This is a genomic window from Anoxybacillus sp. FSL W8-0382 (genome assembly GCF_038003845.1).
GTDB classification, from domain to species: domain Bacteria; phylum Bacillota; class Bacilli; order Bacillales; family Anoxybacillaceae; genus Anoxybacillus; species Anoxybacillus flavithermus_G.
On record NZ_JBBOPX010000001.1, the window covers coordinates 1,564,734 to 1,590,607 of the forward strand.

Annotated in this window: 23 protein-coding genes; 2 read left to right on the top strand and 21 right to left on the bottom strand. The window is 40.5% G+C overall.

Annotated features, from left to right (window positions below):
• Positions 1 to 6 precede the first annotated feature (6 nt).
• The 20 genes from mutS to cysK form a co-directional block, all read right to left on the bottom strand.
• Entirely contained in the window at positions 7 to 2,571 is a 2,565-nt protein-coding gene (gene mutS / locus NSS60_RS08320; RefSeq protein WP_004890644.1) for a DNA mismatch repair protein MutS, read from the bottom strand.
• A 75-nt stretch (positions 2,572 to 2,646) separates the two neighbouring features.
• The gene (locus NSS60_RS08325) at positions 2,647 to 3,183 is read right to left on the bottom strand and encodes an outer spore coat protein CotE (RefSeq protein ID WP_004890648.1); all 537 of its coding nucleotides are present in this window, start codon (positions 3,181 to 3,183) and stop codon (positions 2,647 to 2,649) included.
• A 154-nt stretch (positions 3,184 to 3,337) separates the two neighbouring features.
• On the bottom strand, positions 3,338 to 3,769 hold the full coding sequence (locus NSS60_RS08330; protein WP_004890651.1) for a RicAFT regulatory complex protein RicA family protein: 432 nt from the start codon (positions 3,767 to 3,769) through the stop codon (positions 3,338 to 3,340).
• Position 3,770: 1 nt separating this feature from the next.
• Positions 3,771 to 5,351, bottom strand: a complete 1,581-nt coding sequence (gene miaB, locus NSS60_RS08335) for a tRNA (N6-isopentenyl adenosine(37)-C2)-methylthiotransferase MiaB (RefSeq protein ID WP_004890653.1) — start codon at positions 5,349 to 5,351, stop codon at positions 3,771 to 3,773.
• Between the two features lie 117 nt (positions 5,352 to 5,468).
• A complete protein-coding gene (locus NSS60_RS08340) occupies positions 5,469 to 6,335 on the bottom strand; it encodes a 2-oxoacid:ferredoxin oxidoreductase subunit beta (RefSeq protein WP_004890656.1) in 867 nt (288 codons plus the stop codon).
• A gap of 2 nt (positions 6,336 to 6,337) precedes the next feature.
• Positions 6,338 to 8,074 (bottom strand): 2-oxoacid:acceptor oxidoreductase subunit alpha, encoded by a 1,737-nt coding sequence (locus NSS60_RS08345; RefSeq protein WP_064213983.1) that lies wholly within the window; start codon positions 8,072 to 8,074, stop codon positions 6,338 to 6,340.
• Positions 8,075 to 8,276: 202 nt separating this feature from the next.
• Positions 8,277 to 9,236 (bottom strand): dipeptidase, encoded by a 960-nt coding sequence (locus NSS60_RS08350; protein WP_004890661.1) that lies wholly within the window; start codon positions 9,234 to 9,236, stop codon positions 8,277 to 8,279.
• A 48-nt stretch (positions 9,237 to 9,284) separates the two neighbouring features.
• Positions 9,285 to 9,545: a stage V sporulation protein SpoVS gene (gene spoVS, locus NSS60_RS08355; protein WP_003181955.1), complete on the bottom strand. Its 261-nt coding sequence runs from the start codon at positions 9,543 to 9,545 to the stop codon at positions 9,285 to 9,287.
• A gap of 126 nt (positions 9,546 to 9,671) precedes the next feature.
• Entirely contained in the window at positions 9,672 to 10,466 is a 795-nt protein-coding gene (locus tag NSS60_RS08360; protein ID WP_004890664.1) for a TIGR00282 family metallophosphoesterase, read from the bottom strand.
• A 97-nt stretch (positions 10,467 to 10,563) separates the two neighbouring features.
• Entirely contained in the window at positions 10,564 to 12,120 is a 1,557-nt protein-coding gene (gene rny, locus NSS60_RS08365; protein WP_004890666.1) for a ribonuclease Y, read from the bottom strand.
• 276 nt (positions 12,121 to 12,396) lie between these two features.
• Entirely contained in the window at positions 12,397 to 13,434 is a 1,038-nt protein-coding gene (gene recA, locus NSS60_RS08370) for a recombinase RecA (protein WP_004890668.1), read from the bottom strand.
• 106 nt (positions 13,435 to 13,540) lie between these two features.
• A complete protein-coding gene (locus tag NSS60_RS08375; RefSeq protein ID WP_004890671.1) occupies positions 13,541 to 14,773 on the bottom strand; it encodes a competence/damage-inducible protein A in 1,233 nt (410 codons plus the stop codon).
• A gap of 22 nt (positions 14,774 to 14,795) precedes the next feature.
• On the bottom strand, positions 14,796 to 15,374 hold the full coding sequence (pgsA, locus tag NSS60_RS08380) for a CDP-diacylglycerol--glycerol-3-phosphate 3-phosphatidyltransferase (protein ID WP_004890673.1): 579 nt from the start codon (positions 15,372 to 15,374) through the stop codon (positions 14,796 to 14,798).
• Positions 15,375 to 15,403: 29 nt separating this feature from the next.
• A complete protein-coding gene (locus tag NSS60_RS08385) occupies positions 15,404 to 16,279 on the bottom strand; it encodes a helix-turn-helix domain-containing protein (RefSeq protein WP_004890675.1) in 876 nt (291 codons plus the stop codon).
• Between the two features lie 9 nt (positions 16,280 to 16,288).
• Positions 16,289 to 17,080: a DUF3388 domain-containing protein gene (locus NSS60_RS08390; protein WP_004890678.1), complete on the bottom strand. Its 792-nt coding sequence runs from the start codon at positions 17,078 to 17,080 to the stop codon at positions 16,289 to 16,291.
• 179 nt (positions 17,081 to 17,259) lie between these two features.
• On the bottom strand, positions 17,260 to 17,508 hold the full coding sequence (locus NSS60_RS08395) for a DUF3243 domain-containing protein (protein WP_004890680.1): 249 nt from the start codon (positions 17,506 to 17,508) through the stop codon (positions 17,260 to 17,262).
• A 65-nt stretch (positions 17,509 to 17,573) separates the two neighbouring features.
• Entirely contained in the window at positions 17,574 to 18,287 is a 714-nt protein-coding gene (ymfI, locus tag NSS60_RS08400) for an elongation factor P 5-aminopentanone reductase (protein ID WP_004890681.1), read from the bottom strand.
• A gap of 6 nt (positions 18,288 to 18,293) precedes the next feature.
• Entirely contained in the window at positions 18,294 to 19,574 is a 1,281-nt protein-coding gene (gene yfmH / locus NSS60_RS08405) for an EF-P 5-aminopentanol modification-associated protein YfmH (protein WP_004890684.1), read from the bottom strand.
• On the bottom strand, positions 19,571 to 20,848 hold the full coding sequence (gene yfmF, locus NSS60_RS08410) for an EF-P 5-aminopentanol modification-associated protein YfmF (RefSeq protein ID WP_004890686.1): 1,278 nt from the start codon (positions 20,846 to 20,848) through the stop codon (positions 19,571 to 19,573). The genes yfmH and yfmF overlap by 4 nt, the downstream gene beginning before the upstream one ends.
• A 46-nt stretch (positions 20,849 to 20,894) precedes the next feature.
• Complete coding sequence (gene cysK, locus NSS60_RS08415) at positions 20,895 to 21,812, bottom strand: cysteine synthase A (RefSeq protein ID WP_004890688.1); 918 nt, start codon at positions 21,810 to 21,812, stop codon at positions 20,895 to 20,897.
• 255 nt (positions 21,813 to 22,067) lie between these two features.
• Between cysK and NSS60_RS08420 the strand changes: the two genes are divergently transcribed.
• Both NSS60_RS08420 and NSS60_RS08425 read left to right on the top strand, forming a co-directional pair.
• On the top strand, positions 22,068 to 23,186 hold the full coding sequence (locus NSS60_RS08420; RefSeq protein WP_340720613.1) for an RNA-guided endonuclease InsQ/TnpB family protein: 1,119 nt from the start codon (positions 22,068 to 22,070) through the stop codon (positions 23,184 to 23,186).
• A 117-nt stretch (positions 23,187 to 23,303) separates the two neighbouring features.
• Positions 23,304 to 23,672, top strand: coding sequence for a rhodanese-like domain-containing protein (locus NSS60_RS08425; RefSeq protein WP_004890691.1), 369 nt, complete (start codon positions 23,304 to 23,306; stop codon positions 23,670 to 23,672).
• A gap of 12 nt (positions 23,673 to 23,684) precedes the next feature.
• Here the strand turns inward: NSS60_RS08425 and NSS60_RS08430 are convergent, their stop codons facing one another.
• A complete protein-coding gene (locus tag NSS60_RS08430) occupies positions 23,685 to 25,829 on the bottom strand; it encodes a DNA topoisomerase III (RefSeq protein WP_004890695.1) in 2,145 nt (714 codons plus the stop codon).
• Positions 25,830 to 25,874: the final 45 nt, after the last annotated feature.

Below are 25,874 nucleotides of genomic sequence, written 5' to 3' on the forward strand. Positions count from 1 at the left end.
CTCCTTTCACTTTAATAATTTTTGAATTTCGTATAATTTATTCATTGCTTCTAACGGTGTCATATCAAGTAAATTAAGAGATTGGATACGCTTGATCACTTCTTTTTCTTTTTTCGATGCACTTGAGCGCCCTTCGTCGCGTTGTTCTTCAAACATGCTTAACTGCTCAAACTGCTCTCTATTTTCTTTAACGATCGGTGTTGCATTTGTCTCAAATTCCCGCAAAATTTGCTCCGCCCGCTGAATTAAGTCTAACGGCAGCTTCGCTAATTGCGCGACATGAATGCCGTAACTTTTATCCGCTGGACCTTCTTTAATTTGATGCAAAAAGATAACGTTACCGTTTTCTTCAACTGCACTCACATGCACATTTTTTAAACGCGGCAATTGTTGTTCAAGCGCTGTTAATTCATGATAGTGGGTACTAAATAGCGTTTTAGCGCCGATACGATCATGAATATACTCAATCATCGCTTGCGCAAGCGCCATCCCATCGTATGTGGATGTTCCGCGACCAATTTCATCAAACAAGATGAGGCTGTTTTGTGTTGCGTGAACGATCGCATGACGCGCCTCAAGCATTTCTACCATAAACGTACTTTGCCCGGCAACTAAATCGTCAGCCGCTCCAATGCGCGTAAATACTTGATCAAAGATCGGTAATACCGCTTCTTCCGCCGGGACAAAACAACCAATTTGTGCCATGATCGCCGTTAATGCGATTTGACGCATATATGTGCTTTTTCCAGACATATTCGGACCTGTAATAAGCAACATTTCTCGTTCAGCATCCATATAACAATCGTTTGGAACATAAACATTTGTTCCTAACACTTTCTCTACAACGGGGTGTCGTCCTTGTCGAACGACAAGACGGCGATCATAAGAAAACTGCGGTTTACAATAATTATATTTTTCACTAACCGTAGCAAAACATTGTAAAACATCTAATTGGCTCATGTATTTCGCTAATTTTTGTAGACGAACAATATATTGTTTCACTTGTTCACGTATAGAAACAAACAGCTCGTATTCAAGTTCCATGCTTTTTTCTTCTGCTTCCAAAATTAGTGCCTCTTTTTCTTTTAGTTCTTTTGTCACAAAACGTTCAGCATTCGCTAACGTTTGTTTACGTTCATATCGATCCTCTGGCAATAAATGTAGATTCGCTTTTGTTACTTCGATATAGTATCCAAATACGCGATTGTAACCAATCTTTAATGATTTAATCCCTGTTACTTCTCTCTCTTTTGCTTCCAACTGTGCAATCCATGTTTTCCCATTACGACTAGCATCCCGGAAGCGATCTAACGTTTCGTTATAACCATCTTTAATGATGCCACCCTCTCTCACGGAAAGCGGTGGGTTTTCCTCAATTGCTTCTTCCAACAATTGAACAAGTTCTTCACATGCATCTAAATGTTTTGCAAATGATTGAACGTGATCATCTTGAATTTGCATAAGAAGTGAGGAAATGAAAGGTACTTGTTTTAACGACTTTTTCAATTGAATTAAATCACGCGCGTTCACATTTCCAAACGCCACACGCCCAGCTAATCGCTCCAAATCATATACACTGCGAAGATATTCGCGTAATTCTTGACGCTCGAAATAATGGATCAACAGTTGTTCAACAAAATGCCATCGCTGTTCAATTTTTTCACGATCTAATAACGGACGATCAATCCATTGCTTAAGTAGACGTCCACCCATCGCAGTCATCGTTTCGTCCAGAAGCCAAAAAAGAGAACCGGTTTTTCCTTTACTCCGAATTGTTTCCGTCAACTCTAAATTACGTTTAGAGTACATGTCGATTTTCATATGTGCATCGACTTCGTACAGTTCGACCGGCTGTAAATGAGCTAAATGTCGCTTCTGTGTTTTTACTAAATAATTTAATAATCTCCCAAACGTCACGAGTAATTTTTCTTGTTTCAAATGTGAAACAATAGACGTACAACCAAGCGGAATGGTTGTTTCATCTTCATACGAAATGGTAATAGTATATCTTTCTTGAAATAATTCCCATTTTTCTTGATACGCTGTTGGAACGACTATTTCTTTCGCGCCAATAGAATAAATTTCATTGAGCACATCTTCAAATGCATGGAGCATCGTCATACGACTTTCTCCAGTCGTTAAATCTGCATATGCAAATCCATACGTACCATCCTCAAATGATGTCAATGAAGCTAAATAGTTATTTGCTTTGTCTTCCAGTTGCTTCCCTTCCATAACTGTTCCAGGGGTAATGAGTTGAACGACTTCGCGTCGCACAACCCCTTTGGCAGTTTTCGGGTCTTCAACTTGTTCACAAATCGCAACTTTATATCCTTTCTCAATCAAACGTTCAATATACATCGCGGCTGAATGATAAGGTACACCGCACATCGGCACGCGTTCTTCTCCGCCCCCGTCACGACTAGTAAGCGTAATTTCTAGCTCTTGTGATGCTTTAATCGCATCTTCAAAAAACATCTCATAAAAATCACCGAGACGAAAAAATAAAAAGGCATCTTTATATTGTGATTTAATTGCTAAATATTGCTGAATCATTGGTGTATAAGCCATGACCTTTCCTCCAACGTCCGAAATCTTGACTTCAATTATTATAACAAAAAATAAAAACTAGGAAGAACAAACTTCCTAGTTTTTATTGCTTCCTTCTTGAAGAAGCTCTTCATCCAACTGTTCTAATTCAGCTTCAATATCCTCATCGACTTCTTCAGATGATGTATCAACAACCGCAATCCGTACTTTTGTTTCCCCGATGACCTCAGCGATGAACTCTCGCTCTACTTCCACAGTTACCTTGTTTCCAGTTGAAGCAATCGTACATTCTAAACAATTTGGTTGCTGAACAACACGTGCAATCACTTCTTGTTCTTCGCTAATGAGTTCTTCGTTACGATACTTCAACGGAATGACATCGGTATAAGATACCGTTTCTGTGAGCACTTCCGTTTTTGTATTATCGTTGTACGAATACCAAACATTCACATCATACTTCCCATGAATTTCAACACTACGATCCACTTTTTTCGCTTCGTACCGATGATTAATAATCCAACAACCGAGCACGCTCGTTGGACGATGTTGCGCGGAAACGGTATGCGTCGATTGCGTAAACTTTCTCCCTTTTCCAACAACTGCCTTTGTAATAATTTCCCTGTATTGGGACATGAAACAAACCCTCCTCAAAAATGCATTGTTCATTTTATCCTATGCACGAAAAAACTAAAAGTGTACATAAAAAAACAATCATTCCGTATAGTTCATTGTATGCAACTTGTTCGAAATATGTGACAAAAATAAAAAAAGAGCCCAAATGGACTCTTTAATGGCAATGGCCGCAATGGCTATGTTTCATTTGGGCACCCGTTTCTCCTCGTAACACATCGCCACCTGTCGATGTAATAATTTCATCTGTCACCGTCTTTGAAATCGTGGATGCAACGAGCTGCAACAAATCATTAATTTCTACTTGCGATTGTTTAAATTGTTCTACAATCGGAATGTCTGATAGCTGTTCGTAAATTTCATCAATTTCTGCTTCTACTTTTTTTAACGCTTCAACTTTTCCGTAATGTTGCAAGTTTACAGCTTGTTTTTGTAACGATTTAATTTTAGCAATCATCGTGCGTACTTTTTCATTTTCATGAATTTTGGCTTCTGCTTGTTTAAAAATCTCTACTTCTTCCGTTTCAGCAATCATTTTAGCTAATTCTTTTGCTTTTTGGACGATGTCATCCTTTGTATATTTCGCCACGTTATTTCACCTCGATCGTTTCTTCTACCATTTCTCCATTTAATGTCCACGTTTTTGCTTCTGTAATGCGCACGTTTACAAGTTGACCGACCGCAGACTTAGGTCCAACGAAGTTCACAAGCTTGTTTTTACGTGTGTATCCAGCGAGAACGTCTGGGTTATTTTTACTTTCCCCTTCTACTAATACTTCGACAACTTGTCCCTCATATTCCTTCATTTTTTTCGCAGAAATTTCGTTTACTAATGCGTTTAAGCGTTGTAAACGTTCTTTTTTCACTTCCATTGGCACGTTATCAACCATTTTTGCTGCCGGTGTTCCTTCACGTGGCGAGTAAATAAACGTAAATGCAGAATCAAATTCGACTTCGCGATAGAGCGACAACGTTTCTTCAAATTGCTCATCTGTTTCATTCGGGAATCCGACAATAATGTCTGTTGTAAGCGCCACACCTGGAATGGCTTCTTTAATTTTACGAACAAGCTCTAAATATTGTTCACGTGTATATTTACGCGCCATCATTTTTAACACTTCACTACTTCCCGACTGTACAGGCAAGTGAATGTGCTCAACTAAATTTCCACCTTTTGCTAACACTTCGATTAAACGATCATCAAAATCACGTGGATGGCTTGTTGTAAAGCGAATGCGCGGAATATCAATTTTGCGCAGTTCGTCCATTAAATCGCCAAGACCATATTTCATATCAGTAAAATCTTTTCCATACGCATTCACGTTTTGTCCTAAAAGCGTAATTTCTTTATACCCTTGTGCAGCTAAGTGACGTACCTCTTGAATAATATCTTCTGGGCGACGGCTACGCTCTTTACCGCGTGTATACGGAACGATACAGTACGTACAAAACTTATCGCAACCGTACATGATATTAACCCATGCTTTAATATTTCCTTTGCGTACTTTCGGCAAGTTTTCGATGACATCGCCTTCTTTTGACCATACTTCAACAACCATTTCTTTTGACATGTACGCCTCTTTCAAAATATACGGAAGACGATGAATATTGTGCGTGCCAAAGATCATATCAACGTATTGGAATTGCTTCAAAATTTTATTGACGACTGATTCTTCTTGTGACATACAGCCGCATACCCCAAGCAATAAATCCGGGTTATTTTGTTTGAGTGGCTTTAAATGTCCAATTTCTCCGAATACTTTATTCTCTGCATTTTCACGAATGGCACACGTATTTAACAAAATGACGTTGGCATCCTCTGGGCGATCCGTTGGTTCATAGCCGAGCGCCATAAAAATTCCAGCCATCACTTCTGTATCATGTTCATTCATTTGACAGCCGTACGTACGAATGTAAAATTTACGACCGTTCCCCATGCCTCGAAACTCTTCTGGAATAGAGAAATCTTTATGATATTTCACTTCCTCTTTTCCACGTTTTTTCGCTTCTTTTAAAGATGGAGGAACAAATACAGTTGAAAAATATTTTTCATAGTCTTGACTCGTTTTTTGCTTGAGACGTTGCAAATTTTCATCCAAAGCGGATTTTTTGTCCGTTGGATGATCTGTTTCAATTTGTGCTGTGTACTGTAAACGTTGTTTTTCGTTCATCATAATTCCCCTTTCTTTTGTTCATAGACGCACACTAACATAGTATATTATTTTCTGGACTTTTAAACAATGTTTTTTCCATGAAAAAGAGGATGGCTTTCACCACCCTCTTTTTTCTTACATAAACTCAGCCACAAGCTGATCAAATTTTTCCTTGCTCATTGCTAAATCTGCTTCTGCCAATGGTTTTTCGCTATAACCAGGCACAAGATCTTGATATGATTTGCGCTCTTTATTTTGATAAATGAGCCCTGTAACAAGCCCTTTATGTTTCATCAACGTTTGCATCGCCATTTCGCGGTTAGATGGATCATATCCTTCAATGGAGCTCAAGCTCGTTAAATTGTCTTTAAACCAATCGTATGTGTTTACTTTATTGTACGTGACGCACGGGCTAAATACGTTAATGAGCGAGAATCCTTTATGCTTTATGCCTTCTTCGATTAATTGCGTCAACTCTTTTAAATCACTAGAAAAGCTTTGGGCGACGAATGTAGCCCCTGCTGTCAACGCCATCTCCATAATCGACAACGCTGGCTCAACCGATCCTTGTGGTGTGCTTTTCGTTTTAAATCCAACTTCACTACGTGGTGATGTTTGTCCTTTTGTTAAGCCGTAAATTTGGTTATCCATAACGATGTACGTAATGTCGATGTTACGACGAATCGCATGGATCGTATGCCCCATTCCGATCGCGAATCCATCACCGTCACCACCAGCAGCAATGACAGTCAAGTCACGATTGGCCATTTTTACCCCTTGGGCAATCGGAAGTGCCCGACCGTGAACACCATGAAAACCATACGAATTAATGTAACCAGAAATACGTCCAGAACAACCAATTCCAGAGACAACAACAAGCTCATGTGGTTCAAGTCCAACGTTGGCAGCCGCACGTTGAATAGCTGCTTGCACAGAAAAGTCACCACAACCTGGACACCAGTTCGGTTTAATGTTATTTCGGAAATCTTTAAATGTCGCCATGTTTAAAACAACTCCTTGCATTTTGTATAAACTTCGTGCGGTAAGAACGGGTTGCCATCATATTTCAACACGTTAAATACTTTCTCAGCATGTCCAACGTTCATTTTTAAAATGTTGGCGAGCTGTCCTGTTGCGTTATTTTCAACAACAATAACTTTTTTTGCTGATTGCACAAGTGGCAACATTTCTTCCGTTGGGAACGGATGAATGAGACGAACGTGAGCATGATTTACCTTGATGCCATCTCGCTCTAGACGTTCCATCGCTTCCTCAATCGCTCCACGCGTTGAGTTAAACCCAACGATTAACACATCGGCTTCTTCATGCTTCACATGTTTATGAACTGGTGTCGGGAATTGAATATGTTTCAACTTGCGCAGACGCTTATCCATTTGTGCAATACGGTTCGCTGCTACTTCAGAAGGACGGCCTGTTTCATCGTGCTCAACGCCCGTCACATGGTGAATACCGTTTTCCATTCCTGGCAATACACGCGGTGACACGCCATCTTCCGTCACTTCATATCGTTTAAAACAACCTTTGTCTGGAATTTCAGGGAGTTCTCCCGTAACAAGTTTGCCACGACGAATTTCAATTTTATCGTATTCTAGCGGCTCAACTGTTTGTTTACCTAACGAAAGTTGCAAGTCTGTTAAAACGATGACTGGACATTGATACTCTTCTGCAATGTTAAACGCTTCAACCATATCGTAAAACGCTTCTTGTACAGTACTTGGCGCCATGACTACTTTCGGAATTTCTCCGTGTGTTCCATAAATCATTGCCATCAAATCGGACTGTTCTTGTTTCGTCGGAAGACCTGTACTCGGACCACCACGTTGCGTATCAACAATGACAATTGGCGTTTCTGTAATTCCAGCTAATCCGATCGCTTCCATCATAAGCGAAAGACCTGGTCCGGCCGAAGCTGTCAACGTGCGAACACCCGCATAGTTCGCACCAATAGCCATTGTACAAGCTGCAATTTCGTCTTCTGTTTGAATGACTGTACCACCAAATTGTGGAAGCTTCTTAATTAAGTATTCCATAATCTCTGACGCTGGGGTAATTGGATACGCTGCCATAAAACGAGCGCCACCCGCAAGTGCACCAAGCGCAATCGCATCGTTTCCAATCATAAACATTCTCTTTTTGCCGTCCGCCTTCTCAAGTTGCATGAGTTGAATGTTGTCACCAAGTTGTTCACGCATAAACTGAGCGCCCGCTCTGATCGCTTCCATGTTTTTGGAAACAACCTGCTCGCCTTTGCGACCGAAAATCTCCTGAACGACCCCTTCATATACGCTAATATCGAGACCGAGTACAGCGCTAGAAGCTCCGACTGCAACCATGTTTTTCATTAATGCTGTTCCTAATTCTGTTGCAATATCTGTAAATGGAACCGCATACAGCGTAGCTCTTGACTCGTCTGGAATCGTTGGATTAAACTTTGCATCTGCGATGACGATTCCACCTTGACGTAACTCGTGAAAGTTAAAATCAATTGTTTCTTGGTCAAAAGCTACTAATATATCAAGATCATCGGCAATCGAACGAACTTGCGTTGTGCTAACACGAATTTTATTGTTCGTATGACCACCTTTAATACGAGATGAAAAGTGGCGATAACCATATAAGTAGTAGCCTAGTCGGTTGAGCGCAATGGAGAATATTTCTCCCGTACTTTCAATACCTTCCCCTTGTTGTCCTCCAACTTTCCATGAAAGTTGACTAATCATGTCTTACACCCCTTTAAAGTTCCATCAATTGTAACGTAACATTATACGATTATAAGTGTAGCACTTTTCCAGAAAAAGCTCTACCATTTCGCTTAATAAATTTTTCGAAAAATTTCATTTACTAAACGCTTTCATTCTAGCTCTATTGAAAAAAAATTGCAACATATTTGTCACAAAAATGTGAATTGTTCTTCCGAATTTTTTATTGCGGGATTCGCTCATAAAAATTACAAAACAAAAATTTTCTCACTTGTTCCTCTTTAAAATGCTTCAGCAATTCATTAATGAAATGGGTATAATGCGAAACATTAGCTAATTGGTCAACCGTTTCAAAAATGCCATCGAAGTCAGATCCAAACCCGATATGGTTTTCGCCGCCTAACGAGCAAATATAGTCGACATGACGCAATACATCTGTCACTGTTGTCGTTTGCGTATCATGACGTAAAAACTGCGGAACGAATGTCACACCGATCACCCCATTTTTCTTAATCAAAGCTTGAATCTGGTCATCGCGCAAATTGCGTGGGTGCGGGCAAAGCGTATACGCATTTGAATGTGAAGCAATCGGATATTGGGCTAATTCAATGACATCCCAAAACGCTCGTTCACTTAAATGCGACACATCTGTCCAACATTGTTGTTCGTTCAATAAGCGGACAACTTCTTTCCCGAATTTCGTTAAACCTCCCCCTCGTTGCTCAAATGCCCCATCCGCTACCATATTTGCATCATTCCATGTTAAACCGACAGAACGAACGCCAAGCCGAAGAAGTGTGCGCAATTGCGTTAAACTTTCGCCAATGGCTTCACACCCTTCTAATGTGAGCATGGCTCCGATTTCATTTGGTTGTAACTGATCAATTTCTTTTTTTGAACAAACTACTTTCATATTTGGCTGTGACACAACTTTCTCATAGAAATAATCAATCATCTCTAAAGCTACAAAAAAGCGCGATTCTGGCCTTACATGTTTTGGGATGTAAATAGCAAATCCTTGTACTGTTACACCCGCCTGCTGCAATCCATCGTACGTGACATGTAGCAATGAGCTTCGCTCAAACGATACATCTTGGTCACAAAATAGTTGATATAAAACGTCACAATGAGCGTCAAATATACGCACAACGACCCCTCCATACGAAAATTCGCTCTGTAGCATATGATAAAAATAACCTGTTTGCTATGCAAGCAAACAGGTTTATGTGCATTAACGCGGTTCAACAATAAGTTTGATTGCTGTCCGCTCTTCTCCATCAATTTGAATGTCTGTAAACGCAGGAATACAAATGAGATCGACTCCGCTCGGTGCTACGAATCCTCGCGCGATCGCTACTGCCTTCACGGCTTGATTTAATGCACCTGCACCGATCGCCTGAATTTCAGCAGCACCGCGTTCTCTTAGCACGCCAGCAAGTGCACCAGCTACAGAATTAGGATTAGACTTTGCTGAAACTTTTAATATTTCCATTTCTAGCTCCTCCTTGTTTCTAACAATTGCTTGTAAAAAATTCGTACTGTTTACTATATATTCACCTCTGTTCACTCGTATTCCTGCTATTTATATGCATTTTTTAGAAAAATCTAAAAAGAGAGACTAGTCGAAATATGGGTGGTCATCATTAATCATAATTCGTTGAATTGATTTCGTTCTCCCGCTTTTTTCATCTATATCGATAAGCACAGCATTCAACTGCGCGCGCCCCGTCGTCACTTCGAAACGAACCGGCAAGCCCGTTAAAAATTTACGTAATACTGCCTCACGATCCACACCCAAAATGCCATCGTAAGGACCTGTCATACCGACATCAGTAATATAACCGGTGCCGTTTGGCAAAATACGAGAGTCCGCTGTTTGAACGTGTGTATGCGTACCAACGACAGCGCTTACTCGCCCATCTAAATACCATCCCATCGCTTGTTTTTCACTCGTTGCTTCCGCATGAAAATCTACCAGAATGACAGGAGTGCGTGCGAGCGCCATTTCTACTAACTCATCTGCTTTTTTAAACGGACAATCAATCGCTGGCAAAAACGTCCTCCCTTGCAAACTGATGACTGCAACTTCATATCCCTCTGCTTGAATAAATACAATTCCTTTTCCAGGTGTACCTGCTGGAAAATTTCCTGGACGAACAAGTACTTTCGCTTGATCAATAAACTCAAATATTTCACGATTATCCCACGCATGATTCCCAAGGGTTACTACATGCACTCCTATTTCTAAAAAGCGCCGATATATTTTTTCTGTTATTCCTTTCCCACCAGCAGCATTTTCACCGTTGATAACAATCACATGTGGTTTATATTTCACTTTTAACTTCGGGACGTATTCATCAACCATTTTTCTTCCCGGTTGTCCTACGACATCACCGATAAATAATAGTTTCATCGTATTACCCTTTCTATACTCATGATTTCTATTTTTCAGTTTCGCACAAAACAAAGCTTTTATCAATACGAAAAGCTACTCCAAACGAGGAGTAGCTTTATTTTGCATATTCAACAGCTCGCGTTTCGCGGATTACTGTAACTTTAATATGACCTGGATAATCAAGCTCTTCTTCAATGCGCTTGCGAATGTCACGCGCCAAACGATGCGCTTCCAAGTCATCGATCATATCTGGCTTTACCATAATGCGAATTTCGCGTCCAGCTTGAATCGCATACGACTTTTCAACACCTTCATACGATTCAGCGATTTCTTCAAGTTTTTCAAGTCGACGAATATAGTTTTCTAACGTTTCGCTACGGGCACCTGGCCGAGCAGCAGATAATGCGTCCGCAGCAGCAACAAGCACAGCGATAATAGACGTCGGCTCCGTATCACCATGATGGGAAGCAATGCTATTGATAACGACTGGGTGTTCTTTATATTTCGTTGCGAGCTCTACACCAATTTCAACATGGCTTCCTTCTACTTCATGGTCAACAGCTTTTCCGATGTCGTGAAGAAGACCTGCTCGTCTTGCAAGCATTTCATCTTCCCCTAACTCAGCTGCCATCAAACCAGCTAAGTACGCAACTTCCATCGAATGTTTAAGAACATTTTGTCCATAGCTTGTACGGAATTTCAATCGGCCTAAAATTTTAATTAAATCCGGGTGCAACCCGTGAACACCCACTTCGAACGTTGTTTGTTCTCCCACTTCACGAATGTGTTCATCCACTTCTCTTCGCGCTTTTTCAACCATCTCTTCAATTCGCGCCGGATGAATACGCCCGTCTTGAACAAGTTTATCTAACGCAATTCGTGCCGTTTCACGACGGATCGGATCAAAGCCTGATAAAATGACTGCTTCCGGCGTGTCGTCAATGATGAGATCAATACCTGTTAACGTTTCCAACGTGCGAATGTTACGTCCTTCGCGTCCAATAATCCGACCTTTCATTTCGTCATTCGGCAAGTTCACAACAGATACGGTCGTTTCGGCAACATGGTCAGCAGCACAACGTTGAATAGCAAGCGATAAAATTTCTTTTGCTTTTTTATCGGCTTCTTCCTTTACTTTCGCTTCTGCTTCTTTGACCATGAGCGCGATTTCATGAGAAAGCTCTTTTTCTACACGATCCAAAATGATTTGCCGTGCTTCTTCACGAGTCAAGCTAGAAATACGCTCAAGCTCTGCTTGTTCCTTTCGAACGAGTTCTTCCACTTTGCTTTCCATTTCTTCAATATGCTGTTGTCTTTCATTGAGAGAATTCTCTTTTTTCTCAAGCAACGCTTCCCGTTTGTTTAAAGATTCGTCCTTTCGATCGAGATTCTCCTCCTTTTGTAACAAGCGGTTTTCCTGTTTTTGTAATTCACTTCTTCGTTCGCGAATTTCTCGTTCTGCTTCCACGCGAAGTTTGTGAATCTCATCCTTTGCTTCAAGGAGCGCCTCTTTTTTCAATGCGTCTGCTTCTCTTTTCGCTTCTTCAATCATTTGCTTGGCAGCTGCTTGTGCACCGCCAATTTTTGCCTCGGCAATGGATTTACGAACAAAAAAGCCAACAACTGCACCGACGACTAGGGCAAGCAAAGCGGAGATGATCGTTTCACCCATTATCCTCACCTCCTCTTGCTATAAATTCGTTACTTCATCAATGTCGGCATGTACATTGCACCCATTCAACATACACTTCAAAATTGTCAAATATACATGTACATTTTAAAGGTGACCTTCCATATTGTCAAGGCTTGTCATTGTGGGAAAGCGTTTCATATCTTTTTATTTTCCAAAAAAGAGGGTGTTCCAAAAATAACGGAGCACCCTTTCCATAATTATATATGCACATAATCACTTTTTTATTGAAGCAAGGCGACCTTTTTAATCAATTTTTTACTCTAAAAAGTCTAGATCATCTTCGCGCACAGATGTCGTCGATGCCCCTGCTGTAATGCCATAATGTTGGCGAATTTCACGCGCAATTTCTTCCATAATGTGTGGATTTTCCTTTAAAAATTGTTTTGCATTTTCTCGCCCTTGTCCTAATCGCTCATCTTTATATGAATACCAAGCGCCACTTTTTTGAATAATGTCGAGTTCAGCACCCATATCAATGATTTCGCCTTCTTTTGAAATTCCTTCGCCATACATAATATCTACATCCGCTGTTTTAAACGGAGGCGCCACTTTGTTTTTCACGACTTTAATTTTCGTCTTATTTCCAACCATGTCGTTGCCTTGTTTAATTTGTTCTGCACGACGCACTTCTAAACGAACAGACGCATAAAACTTCAATGCACGACCTCCAGGAGTTGTCTCGGGGTTCCCGAACATAACCCCCACTTTTTCCCTTATTTGGTTAATAAAGATAGCGATCGTTTTAGACTTGTTAATCGCGCCTGATAATTTACGTAGCGCTTGGGACATGAGCCGTGCTTGTAATCCAACGTGAGCATCGCCCATTTCCCCTTCAATTTCTGCTTTCGGAACAAGGGCTGCAACGGAGTCAATAACAATAATGTCAACCGCTCCACTACGCACAAGCGCTTCAGCAATTTCTAACGCTTGCTCTCCTGTATCAGGCTGTGAAAGCAACAATTCATCAATATTAACACCTAACTTTTCAGCGTAAACAGGATCTAAAGCGTGTTCTGCATCAATGAACGCCGCTTGACCACCTTGCTTTTGTACTTCAGCAATCGCATGAAGGGCAACTGTCGTTTTACCCGAAGATTCTGGACCATAAATTTCAATAATACGCCCGCGCGGATATCCTCCTACTCCAAGAGCAATATCAAGTGCAAGAGAGCCGCTTGATACAGTCGAAATTTGACGATCTGTTTGCTCCCCTAGCTTCATAATGGAGCCTTTTCCAAACTGTTTCTCAATTTGCTTTAACGCCTGTTCTAATGCTGCTTGACGATCGTTCAAAGAAACTCCTCCTTTATACTTACAAAAAATAAAGCAGTGACCGCTACTTATTACTATACATGTTTTCTGTTTATTTGCCAAGAAAAAACGAATAGATGTTCGTAAATCAATGCAACAATTGTAGTAAATAATAACAACCATATTTTGCAGTACGCATCCGAATGGCTTGACGATTACCAGATAATGTAAGCGCAAACGTTTTTGTCCCTCGTTCTGTGGCAATCCCTATCCATACCGTTCCTACTGGCTTCCCTTCCAAATCGTCCGGTCCTGCGACGCCTGTAAAGCTTATACCGATATCACTTCGACAAAGTTTTCGAACATTTTCCGCCAACAATTGTGCACATCGCCCACTTACTGCCCCCTCTGTTTGTAATATTTCTTTCGGCACATGAAGCACATTTTCCTTTATTTCATTTGTATAACATACAACCCCTCCTGCTATGACAGAAGAAGCTGTCGGAAGAGCAGTCATTTCCTTTAAAAACAACCCCCCCGTTAAGCTTTCAGCAACAGCAAGTGTCTTATCCTTTTCTTTTAACGTCGCTAACAGTTTGCTAAACAACGTTTCATCATTGTAACCGTAAAAATAAGGGCGAACACGCGCTAAAATATTTTCCTCTACCTCGTCAATCATTCGCTTCGCTTCTTCTTCACGTTCATGCTTTGCTGTCAAGCGGAGAGTCACTTCACCGTCAGACGCAAGTGGAGCAATCGTCGGATTCGTTTGCGCATCGATCAAATCTTCAATTTCTGTTTCTAGCTGTGATTCCCCGATATGAAAAAAGCGAAGAACACGCGAAACAATTTTTTCGCGAACGTGACGCTTTTGCAATAAAAAAGGACGTCCATATTTCATGAACATCGGTTGCATTTCTTTTGGTGGCCCTGGAAGAAGCATGTACGTCACATGATCAACAACAAGTGCCATTCCAGGAGCCATCCCATGTTCATTTTTTAACACGTGACTTCCTTCTAACACAAGCGCCTGTTTTCGATTGTTTGGGGACATCGGACGATTTGTTTTTGAGAAATAATCACAAATGGATTGCCATGCTTCTTCGTCTAAAACGAGCGATTTATTTAACATCTTTGCAATCGTTTCTTTTGTTAAATCATCTTTCGTCGGTCCAAGTCCCCCCGTAAAAATAATCAAATTCGAGCGTTGCTTTGCTACTTCAATCGCATGTGTAAGCCTTTGAGGATTATCTCCAACAACCGTATGATAATATACATCTATCCCTATTTCAGCTAATTGTTGAGATAAAAATTGAGCATTTGTATTTGCAATTTGGCCAAGCAAGAGCTCCGAGCCAACGGCGATAATTTCTGCTTTCATCCTTCTCCCATCCCTTTTTTATTTACTTCGAATGACGAAATGCGTGTTTATTTTTAACAAAGTAATCCCATCCTGACCAGATTGTGAAAATGAGTGCAATCCATAAAGAAATGTCCGCAAACGGAAACGACAGCAGGGAGAAAGGAAGATTGTGCAAAAGAAGGGCGGCGATCGCTACAATTTGCGTCCACGTTTTAATTTTTCCAAGCATGTTCGCTGCCACCACTTCCCCCTCTCCAGCCAACACAAGCCTCAATCCGGTTACCGCAAATTCACGACTAATAATAACAATGACCATCCACGCTGGCGCCAAATCCAATTGAACGAGCGCAATGAGCGCAGCCGATACAAGCAATTTATCTGCAAGTGGGTCAAGAAATTTTCCTAAATTCGTTACTAACCCATATTTTCGTGCATAGTATCCATCAATCCAGTCTGTTGTTGATGCAATAATAAAAATAAGCGCGGCAACAGCGTGTGTCATCGGCAATTGCTCTGTTCCGATTTGAATCATACCTAAGTCAATCGGTGCCAAGAGGAAAATTAGGAAAAAAGGAATAAGTAGCATTCGGGCAATTGTAATTTGATTCGGTATATTCACAGTACTAACCTCCAACACGTCATACAACATCATTGTTTTTTATAAACAATCGTAATATCTTGACGAACGTGATCACTTGGATTAACAGGGTATTCAAGTGTTTGTCCGTTTATTTTCACTTCTGTATTTAATGTTTGTCCGATGACTAACAACACTTCTGTTTCGTTCGTCAAATCGAACGTTTCAGCTTGATTAGCATACATCATTTTTCGTGTGAATGCTTTGCCTTTCCCATTTTTCACTTCAATCCACGCATCACCCTTTGTTGCAATGTCAATGATCAACTGTTCCCCCGTGACTTCAAGTGTCGATTTTCGACCATTCGTGTCTACTACCTTAATCATTGCTGTCGATGGTTGCTCTTGCTCTTTTTCTAGTTGTTGTTCGTTCTGTTTTTCAGATTGTTGTTCATTTTGTTTTTCAGGCTGTTGTTCGTTCGCCTGCTCAGATTGCTCAAATTCTGTCTCCTCATTTATCACCTGCTCTTGCGGTTGTTCATCCATCGTTCGGTTTTGAAAGAAAAACCATAGAACAACCGCTACTCCAACAGCTAACATACCGATTAAAATTTTGGGGAGGATATTCAGTACTTTTTCACCTTGTTCTGATAATTGTCGCGATTTAACACGCGATAATTCGCCAGGAAGTTCTTCTTGCTGAGCATTTGGAATTTCGTTTGCGTATTGTTCAAACAGCTCTTCGGGATCAAGGCCGACCGCTTCAGCATACTGACGAATAAACGCGCGAACATAAAACTTCCCGGGCATAATCACATAATTTCCTTGTTCAATTGCGATCAAGTATCGCTTCTGAATTTTAGTGATTTCTTGTAAATCATCTAAGCTCATATTGCTCTGTTCTCTCGCTTCTTTTAAACGCTTCCCTAACTCTGTCAACGGAAACACCTTCCATCTTTAAAAGTCGATATTTGAAAAACCGTCGTTGCCGAAGAAAGAAGATTGGTCAACAAGATCGTACGTAATTTCCTCATCTGCATCATGACGCAATTCAATAATATAATCAAAATCATCAAGTTTATATTCCGTATGCCTTACAAAAATATCGGGATGTTCAATCACTTTTGTTGCTGGTAATCGCATCAACTCACGAATCAGTTGCCAATGCCGCTCGTTTGAACGACGTGTTGATACAATCCCATCAACAATAAATACATTATTTTCGTTATACTCATCTTCAATTAATTGGCTACGAACTGTTTGTTTAATTAACGTAGATGAGACAAATAGCCAACGCTTGTTCGCACATACGCTCGCAGCTACGATGGATTCCGTTTTTCCAACACGCGGCATGCCACGAATGCCAATTAACTTGTGACCTTCTTGTTTAAATAACTCGGCCATAAAATCGACAAGCAATCCTAATTCGTCACGAACGAACCGAAACGTTTTTTTATCGTCGGCATCACGCTGAATATAACGCCCATGCCGAACGGCGAGACGGTCGCGTAGCTTCGGCTCGCGCAACTTCGTCACCGTGATATCTTCCATCGTTGCCAAAATGGATTGTAGCCGTTCAATTTGCTCATGGCTTTTGCATAACAAAAGCATCCCTCGACGTGAATCGTCCACTCCGTTAATTGTGATGATGTTGATGGACAACATACCAAGTAGCGATGCAATATCCCCCAACAATCCCGGACGATTGATATGTATTTCATATTCTAAATACCATTCTTTCTTTTCCATATACCCCTTCTCCCCTTTACGTTACACGATACGATCCTAAAGCAACACTTTGTCGAAACACGCATGTATGTTTATTTTACCATCTGAATGCGAGAATGAAAAGGACAGACAACCGTTTTTTGTGAACAGATAAACATAGTAAAACAAGCTGGCGAATGTCACCAGCTTGCCCATATTACTTACTTATTTTGTACAAGTTTAATCATCATGTTGGCTATTGCATGTTGCTCTTGCTCATTTGCTACGTGCCACAAATCAGCAAGTACACGCTCTTCCGGGTTTTTCGGATCGACTTGTTTTGCCAAGTAGTCGCCAATCTGATAAGCGATATCCGAAATGACTTGTTGGTTCATCCCTTGCGCTTCCGCTTGATGAAGACGATCAGCTAAAAAGCTTTTCCATTGCTCAAAATTATCAAGAACAGACATATGCAAACCTCCTTGAAATTCGTTTCAAGAACAGTTTGCTTTATGAAACAAAAAATTATGCTTGCTTAACAATACCAACCGCCATTGACGGATAAAATTTGTCCTGTAATATACGATGCATCGTCAGAAATTAAAAACGATACCGCTTTAGCTACATCTTCTGGTTTCCCGATTCTCCCGAGTGGAATCTCGTTCGCTAACGCTTCTAACTCCTCTGCAGTAAACTCCTGAAGCATCGGTGTATCAATGGCTCCTGGAGCAATGGCATTTACTCGTATGCCACTTGGCGCAACTTCTTTCGCTAACGCTTTGACGAACGTATTTTGCGCGCCCTTCACCATCGAATACAATACTTCGCATGACGCCCCTGTGAGTCCCCAGATCGATGAAATGACAACAATTTGTCCGCGACGTCGCTGAATCATAGAGGGCAACAACCGTTTCGTCAATAAAAACGGACTTGTCACATGCAGCTGTACCATGCGCTCGACTTGTTCGTCAGTCATGTCCGTCACCAGCCCATATGTACTCATTCCACTATTATGAACGAGCACGTCAATTGGATGAAAAAGAGACGACACTAACGTATCGACCCCAAAAGGATGAGATAAATCGGCCTGAATGGCATATATGTCTGTTGATAATTGCTTCATTAAAGATTGAACAGATTGTTCATTTTTGTAGTAATGCAAATATAATCCATATCCTTCTTTTGCGAGTTGTCGAGCAATTTCCCGTCCAATTCCTCCACTCGCTCCTGTAACTAAAGCATATTTCATCACATTTCACCTTTTCGGAACAACTTGGCATACCGTAAACTGTTCGGGTACAAAACATTCACGGGCTACCGTTTTTATATCATCCGATGTCAATGATTGTAACGCCTCTACAACATCGAATAAACTCATTTGGTCGAATGCGTAACGAGTAAATTGATTCGCAATATACTCAAGCGAATTCAACGATCGTAAAAACGAGCCAATTTTTTTTCTTTTCATCCGCTCCACTTGTTCATCACCAATATCGGAAAACTGCACAAGAATACGTTGAATTTCTTCTGCTAATTGATCAGGTTGCGATGTATCACCGCCAACTAAACCGAACCCAAAATCACTTTCTTCTGTATAATCAACCATAAATGTTTCATCAATTAATCCTTGTTGATATAGCCGCTCATAGTGCGATGAACTTTTTCCAAACAAATGATCAAGCAATAATCCCATCGCGCATTCATGTTTCAATTTTTCTTTTCCTTTTGTATATACATTTTTTGCCTTTATACCAACGAGACATTTAGATGTCTGTACATTCATTTCAATGACATGTTTTTCACGGGCGACATGGGATGGTTCTTCATAGTGAAATCGCTCAATGTCTGTTGGTGAACGGAACGTTTTTTTTGCTTGATTTGTGCGAATTTGTTCGAGTATAGTCAATGGATCAACTGGACCGGTAACAAACAACAACATATTACTCGGGTGATAAAACGTTGCATAGCATTCATACAATAAGTCTTTCGTAATATGTGAAATCGACTCCACTGTTCCTGCAATATCAATTTTTACAGGATGATTGTGATACATGCTTTCAATTGTTCCGAAATATAGACGCCAATCCGGGTTATCGTCATACATACGAATTTCTTGAGCGATAATCCCTTTTTCCTTTTCGACTGTTTGCTCTGTAAAGTATGGTTCTTGAACAAAATCAAGTAAAGTTTCTAAGTTTTTTTCTACATTTGTCGTACTCGAAAATAAATAGGCGGTGCGTGTGAAAGATGTAAAAGCGTTCGCTGATGCCCCTTGCTTACTAAATATTTGAAATACATCGCCATCTTCTTTTTCGAACAATTTATGCTCTAAAAAATGAGCGATGCCATCCGGCACTTTTTTCATACTCGTTTTTCCATATGGAGTAAAATAGTTATCCACCGAACCGTATTTTGTCGTAAACGTTGCATATGTTTTATTGAATTCTTTTTTCGGTAAAATGTAAACGTCTAATCCGTTGTTTAATCGCTCATAAAATAATTGTTCTTGCAACTGATCGTAGCGAATAATCTTCATTTTTTCTCACCTTCCTTCTCTGTTAAAAAATAAATTGTATCTAATTCAATTTTTTCACCTATACGAACAATATCCTCATACGTCACTTTTTCAATCGCTTCTAACCACTCATCTAATGGACGTTGCCGCGTCGCGATGACGTTATGATAAGAAATTTCAATCATTCCACGCGCTGTATCAACCGTTTCTAATAATTGATTACGAATGACTGCTTTTGTTTGAATAATTTCCTCATCGCTAAATTGCCCGTTACGCATCGCCTCTGCCTGAGCATGAATAATTTCAAGTGCACGCTCATAATTGCTCGGTTCAATTCCTGCCATGACCATCATCATTCCTTGGTGACTTTCGATACGCGAAGCTGCATAATAAGCTAAACTTGCCTTTTCGCGCACGTTCATAAACAATTTTGAATGTGCAAACCCACCGAAGATCCCATTCCATACTTGTAACGCATCGTAATCTGCATCGTTGTATGTCGTATTTGTTCGATAACCAAGATGTAGCTTTCCTTGTTTCACATGTTGTTTTTCTATAACTTCTTGCACGCTTGTTCGTTTTGTTAACGTTGTCGTTTCAGTTGAACATAACGAACGAGCTTCTAACGGAAAACGTTCCACAACATCATGTTCTACGTCCGTTAACGCCACATCTCCGACAATGTATAAGTCTATTTCATCGTGTTTCAGCATGTGTTCGTAATGTTTATATAAACGTTTAGCATCAATTATATCGATATCGCTCAGTTTACCGTGAACATCGAGCGCATAGGGCGAGCCTTTATACATCTCTTCGATGAGTCGATGTTGAGCATATCGCATTTTATCATCAAACAACGATTGTATTTTTTGTTTCAATGCCCGTTTTTCTTGCTCAACGATCGCAACAGAAAATTCACCCTGTTCAGTAAGTGGGCGAAATAGTATGTCGCTAAAGAGGGTCAACGCTTCGCGTAATAGTGGAGATGTGGTGCCTAAAAATTTTTCGTTTGCCACATCCATTCGAATCGTAATAATATGATTTTCTCCTTTTTTCGCTAAATCGACTTGTAACGTAGCACCATATAGTTCGTCTAAATATGTACGTAACGCTTTCATCGACGGATGTCGCTCGGTAGCGTTTTGTAACACATACGGAATAAGAGCTCGCATCGTTACATCTCGTTCACATAACGGTGCTTTCATCTTTAATACGAGCGTATTCGTCTTATATTTTTTCGTCGGAATGACATGAAGACGAAGGCCTCCTATTGTTTTTACTTCTTCTCGAAACATACAATCACTCCTTTTTATTTCATAGCCTCGACAATTTTTCTCTCTCTTATCCGTTAAATAAATCGGAGGACAAATATCGCTCTCCTGTATCTGGTGCCATACAAAGCACACGTGCGTCTTTCGGGAGAGTTCGCGCCACTTGAACCGCACAAAAGGCAGCTGCCCCAGCTGAAGCCCCCACTAAAACCCCCTCTTCTGCAGCTAATCGCCGCGCCATCATCTGTGCTTCTTCATCTTTGACAAGCAAAATATCATCATACACCTTGCGATTTAAAATAGGCGGAATAAAACCTGGTCCAGTACCTGGAATTTTATGCGGCCCCGGTTGCCCACCCGAAAGGATGGGAGACCCATATGGTTCCACAACATAAATGCGTAAATGAGGGAATGTTTTCTTCAACTCCTCCCCTGTTCCTGTTACCGTCCCCCCTGTTCCTGCTGTAAGCACGAACGCGTCAATTCCTTCTGGAAATGCCTCTACAATTTCAACTGCTGTACTTATTCGGTGAGCATCTGGATTTGCTTTATTTTCAAACTGCATGGGGATAAAGCTGTTTGGAATACTCTCCGCAAGCCGATATGCTTCATCAATCGCTCCTTGCATACGTAAAGAAGCGGGAGTTAAGTGAACTTCCGCACCATATGCTTTCAATAAATTCACTCGTTCCTTTGTCGCATTATCTGGCATCGTGATGATGCAACGATAACCTTTCGCTGCGCATACCATCGCTAACCCAATTCCTGTATTCCCTGATGTTGGTTCAATAATCGTGCTTTGAAAAGGGACAATTTTCCCTTCTTGCTCTGCCCGCTCAATCATTCGTCTGGCCGCACGATCTTTTACACTTCCACCCGGATTGAACGACTCGAGCTTTATATATACACTTGCTCCCTCCCGAAAAACAACCCGATTGAGCTTAACAACGGGCGTATTTCCAATCAAGTCGATGATAGATCCGCACATGCTCTCTCCTTCTTTCCATGTAAACCTTTCTTCCTATTGTACTACATATAGACGTAACAATGGTGTCGAAACGTTTGAAGAAATCGAAAAATAAGCTAGAATACACATATGGGTATTTGATTATATGCGGAGGCGATAATTTCATGATTAATCACGCAGGAAACCCCTGCTTTCAAGCATGAGGAGGAATGCGTTTTTTTTGTTTATTTTTCGCTAAAAAAATATAAAATAAAATTAGTGAAAGGTGGTGAGGACATGAAATTGACTTTAACAGCAAAAATTAAAATTTTACCGACATCTGAACAGGAACAACTTCTTCAAAAAACGATGCAAGCATATCGTGATGCGTGCAATGCGGTGTCGGAAGTGATATACAAAGAAAACACCCTTGTGCAAGCCAAACTTCACAAGATGACGTACCGCAAACTTCGCTCTACATTTGGCTTAAAATCTCAAATGGCGCAGTCTGTGTTAAAAACGGTGATTGCAAAATATAAAACCAACCAAACCAATGGACATAAGCGTTGTCAGATTGCGTTTAAAAAACCGCAAATAGACCTCGTTTTTAATCGAGATTACAGCCTAACCAAAGGGTTGTTTTCCATCAATACGTTAGAAGGACGAATCAAAGTTCCTTTTCAAACGAAAGAACTTGAAACGTATTTCGACGGAACATGGACGTTTGGAACAGCAAAGTTAGTGAATAAACATCAAAAGTGGTTTCTCCATATCCCTGTATCCAAAGAAATGGAAGAAGCAAACCTTCATCACATTTGCCAAGTGGTTGGCGTAGATATGGGTGTAAATTTTCTTGCGACTGTTTATGATTCAAACGGACAGACGTTATTTTTCAAAGGTAGACACATCAAACACAAACGAGCAAAGTATAAACAACTCCGCAGACAACTACAAAAAAAGCAAACTCCGTCTGCTCGTAGAAGATTAAAGAAAATCGGTCAACGAGAAAACCGTTGGATGCAAGATGTCAACCATTGCATCAGTAAGGCACTCGTTGAGCGTTATGGTAAGAACACGCTGTTTGTGTTAGAGGATTTAACAGGTGTTCGCCAAAGAACAGAAAAAGTGTCCGTTAACCATCGGTATGAAATGGTATCTTGGGCGTTTTATGATTTAAGACAAAAAATCGAGTACAAAGCACACAAACACCGAGCCAAAGTGATTGTGGTAGACCCAACATACACATCCCAAACATGTCCAAAATGCGGACATACAGAGAAAGCAAACCGAAATAAGAAAACGCACACGTTTTGTTGCCAAACATGCCAATACACATCAAACGATGACCGAGTTGGTGCGATGAATCTTCAACGAAAAGGAATCGAGTACATCGTTGAAGAAACAACAAAAGCATGACTTTTGTTGTTGGGTAGTTGTCAACCTGCCCTGATGCAACCCCAAGTGAAGGAAGGAGGATAACATCCGCTTGCACTTCTGGGGAGTTGCAAGCCCACGGCTTTAGTCGTTGGGTAGTTGACGCAAAAATGGTTTTCTTTTTTATTTACATTTCTTTTCATCATAAGCGGATGTGCACAAAACCGTTATACAAACATTTCTGTCGATGAAGCTGCACAAATGATGCAAAAAGAGGACGTTGTTGTGCTCGATGTCCGTACAGAAGAGGAATATGCTTCCGGTCATATTCCTGGAGCTATTTTATTACCTTTACAACATCTTCCAGATCGTGTAGATGAACTGAACAAAAACAAGACGTATATTGTCGTTTGTCGTTCCGGTAATCGCTCAGCGCAAGCAAGCGAATTGCTAGTAAAAGAAGGCTTCTCAAGTATATATAATATGACCGGCGGTATGAATGAGTGGAAAGGCGAAGTTGAAAAATAGGAGGGAAGCCTCCTATTTTTCAAACGAAAACGATATACGTTTTTCTTTTTCATCCCATATAACCGCAGCATTAAATGTGTTTTCTCCCTTTTTAAACCCTTTGATAACACTCGTTTTTCCTTCTGCTAATAATTTTTTGACGTTTGCTTGTGAGATCGATTTGCCCAATATCGTTTTTGAAATAGTAAATGAGCACTTTGTTTTTGCATAGTTGACACAACCGTAAAACGAGCCTTTATCAATGACCGAGCCCCCACAAAGCTTGCAAACCCCGACATGTTTTCCGATCGTTGTTTTTTTCTTCTGCTGAATCGAAGTGGTATCTAGTCCTTCAAATGACCAATGATTTGCCACTTGTACCGCATCGGCCACAATTTTCGCTGCCAATTTTTTCACTTGTTCCATAAATGCTGTGGCCGATGCTTTTTCTTCGCCAATTTCACTTAATCGTTGTTCCCATTTTGCTGTCATTTCAGGAGACGCCAAAAGGTGCGGGCCGATTGCGTCAATTAATACTTTTCCTTTATCAGTTACATATACTTGATTATTTTTTATCTCAATATAATTTCTCTGTTTTAGCGTTGTAATAATGGAGGCGCGGGTAGCTTCCGTCCCAAGTCCTTCTGTTTTCGCTAATACTTTCTCCAGTTGTTCATCATCTAAAAACTTCCCTGCTGTCTTCATTAACGTGATCAGTTCGCCTTCTGTATATCGCTTTGGCGGCTGTGTTTTTCCTTCTTTCACATACACATCATATACCGTTCCTTTTTCTCCACTTTGTACATTCGGTAAAAGTTGTACATCATCATCTTGTGACATAAGGACGTCCCGCCATCCTGCTTGTATTTGTTTCTTTCCTTTTGAAATAAAACGAGCACGTCCATCGACAACGGTTACAATCGTTGTATAATCAAATATAGCTTCTTCACTATGAGCAGCAATTAATCTCCGAACGACAAGGTCGTAAATATTTCGCTCATCCTGACTTAACTTTGTCAAATTCGGCACTTGTTCAGTTGGAATAATGGCATAATGGTCTGTTACCTTCTTTTCATTTACATAACGTTTATTATGTAAAATTGATTCATGAACAAGTGGAAAATAAGGAGCATACTCTTCCTTTTGTGAAAGTTGTTTTAAGATATGTGGAAATGTTTCCGCTTCTCCTTTAGTTACATATTGTGAATCGGAGCGTGGATACGATACATATCCTTTTTGATATAGTTTTTGTAATATATCTAACGTTTTTTGTGGCGAATATTTAAACCGCTTGTTTGCCGTTGCCTGCAATGTTGATAAATTAAATAAAAGCGGCGGTAAAAATGTTTTTCGTTCACATACAACTTCTGCTACCTCTACTTGTTTTCGTCTGCAAAACGCGCTCACTTTCTCAGCAAGCTCTCGATCGTATGTGCGCGTCTCATTTTCGTGCCACCACTTTCCCTCGTATCGTTTTCCGTCCACATCAAATGTAGCAACAACTTCCCAAAACGGCTCCGAGCGAAACTGTTCAATTTCTTTTTCTCTTTTCACAATTAGAGCGAGTGTTGGCGTTTGTACACGTCCAACGGAAAAGACATCGTTCATTCCCCTTTGCTTCAATAAAATCGTATACACCCTCGAGGCGTTTATACCGACAAGCCAATCTGCACATGTTCGCGCATACGCTTCCTCGTATAAAGGACGTGTCTGTTTTTCATCCAACAACTGACGAAATCCTTGTTCAATCGCCTTTGGTGTTAACGATGAAATCCAAAGACGCTTGATCGGTTTTTTTACACCGCTCATATAAATGATGTTTCGAATGATTAATTCCCCTTCTCGCCCTGCATCACCAGCATGAATAATTTCAGTCACTTCCGGTTTATGAAGCAATTGCTTAATGATCGAAAACTGTTTCGCCTTTTTTCGATCAATCTCATATTGAAAACGATTCGGAATAATCGGTAACGTATCGAGCGTCCATCGTTTCCAACTTGCTTCATACTTTTCTGGAGAGGCTAATTCAAATAAATGTCCAACAGCCCATGTCATATAAGCCCCTTTCGGAAACAACTCATTTGGTAAAATTTCAATGTATCCTTCTCGTTTTTTTGTTTGAAAAATCGATGCAAGCGTCATTCCTTGATCAGGCTTTTCTGCAATAATCACTTTCATTTTTTCACCCCTTGACGAAAAGAAACCTGCTCAGCTAGCGAGCAG

Coding starts and splice junctions, on each gene's coding strand:
- mutS (WP_004890644.1), bottom strand. CDS start 2,571: ATGGCTTATACACCAATGATTCAGCAATATTTAGCAATTAAATCACAA.
- NSS60_RS08325 (WP_004890648.1), bottom strand. CDS start 3,183: ATGTCCCAATACAGGGAAATTATTACAAAGGCAGTTGTTGGAAAAGGG.
- miaB (WP_004890653.1), bottom strand. CDS start 5,351: ATGAACGAAAAACAACGTTTACAGTACACAGCACAAATTGAAACAGAT.
- NSS60_RS08340 (WP_004890656.1), bottom strand. CDS start 6,335: ATGGCGACATTTAAAGATTTCCGAAATAACATTAAACCGAACTGGTGT.
- NSS60_RS08345 (WP_064213983.1), bottom strand. CDS start 8,074: ATGATTAGTCAACTTTCATGGAAAGTTGGAGGACAACAAGGGGAAGGT.
- NSS60_RS08350 (WP_004890661.1), bottom strand. CDS start 9,236: ATGCTACAGAGCGAATTTTCGTATGGAGGGGTCGTTGTGCGTATATTT.
- spoVS (WP_003181955.1), bottom strand. CDS start 9,545: ATGGAAATATTAAAAGTTTCAGCAAAGTCTAATCCTAATTCTGTAGCT.
- NSS60_RS08360 (WP_004890664.1), bottom strand. CDS start 10,466: ATGAAACTATTATTTATCGGTGATGTCGTAGGACAACCGGGAAGAAAA.
- rny (WP_004890666.1), bottom strand. CDS start 12,120: ATGGGTGAAACGATCATCTCCGCTTTGCTTGCCCTAGTCGTCGGTGCA.
- NSS60_RS08375 (WP_004890671.1), bottom strand. CDS start 14,773: ATGAAAGCAGAAATTATCGCCGTTGGCTCGGAGCTCTTGCTTGGCCAA.
- NSS60_RS08390 (WP_004890678.1), bottom strand. CDS start 17,080: ATGGAAAAGAAAGAATGGTATTTAGAATATGAAATACATATCAATCGT.
- NSS60_RS08395 (WP_004890680.1), bottom strand. CDS start 17,508: ATGTCTGTTCTTGATAATTTTGAGCAATGGAAAAGCTTTTTAGCTGAT.
- ymfI (WP_004890681.1), bottom strand. CDS start 18,287: ATGAAATATGCTTTAGTTACAGGAGCGAGTGGAGGAATTGGACGGGAA.
- yfmH (WP_004890684.1), bottom strand. CDS start 19,574: ATGAAGATTATTCGCTACGATCAGTTGCAAGAACAATTATTTTATGAG.
- yfmF (WP_004890686.1), bottom strand. CDS start 20,848: ATGTTTCGAGAAGAAGTAAAAACAATAGGAGGCCTTCGTCTTCATGTC.
- cysK (WP_004890688.1), bottom strand. CDS start 21,812: ATGTGCGGATCTATCATCGACTTGATTGGAAATACGCCCGTTGTTAAG.
- NSS60_RS08420 (WP_340720613.1), top strand. CDS start 22,068: ATGAAATTGACTTTAACAGCAAAAATTAAAATTTTACCGACATCTGAA.
- NSS60_RS08430 (WP_004890695.1), bottom strand. CDS start 25,829: ATGAAAGTGATTATTGCAGAAAAGCCTGATCAAGGAATGACGCTTGCA.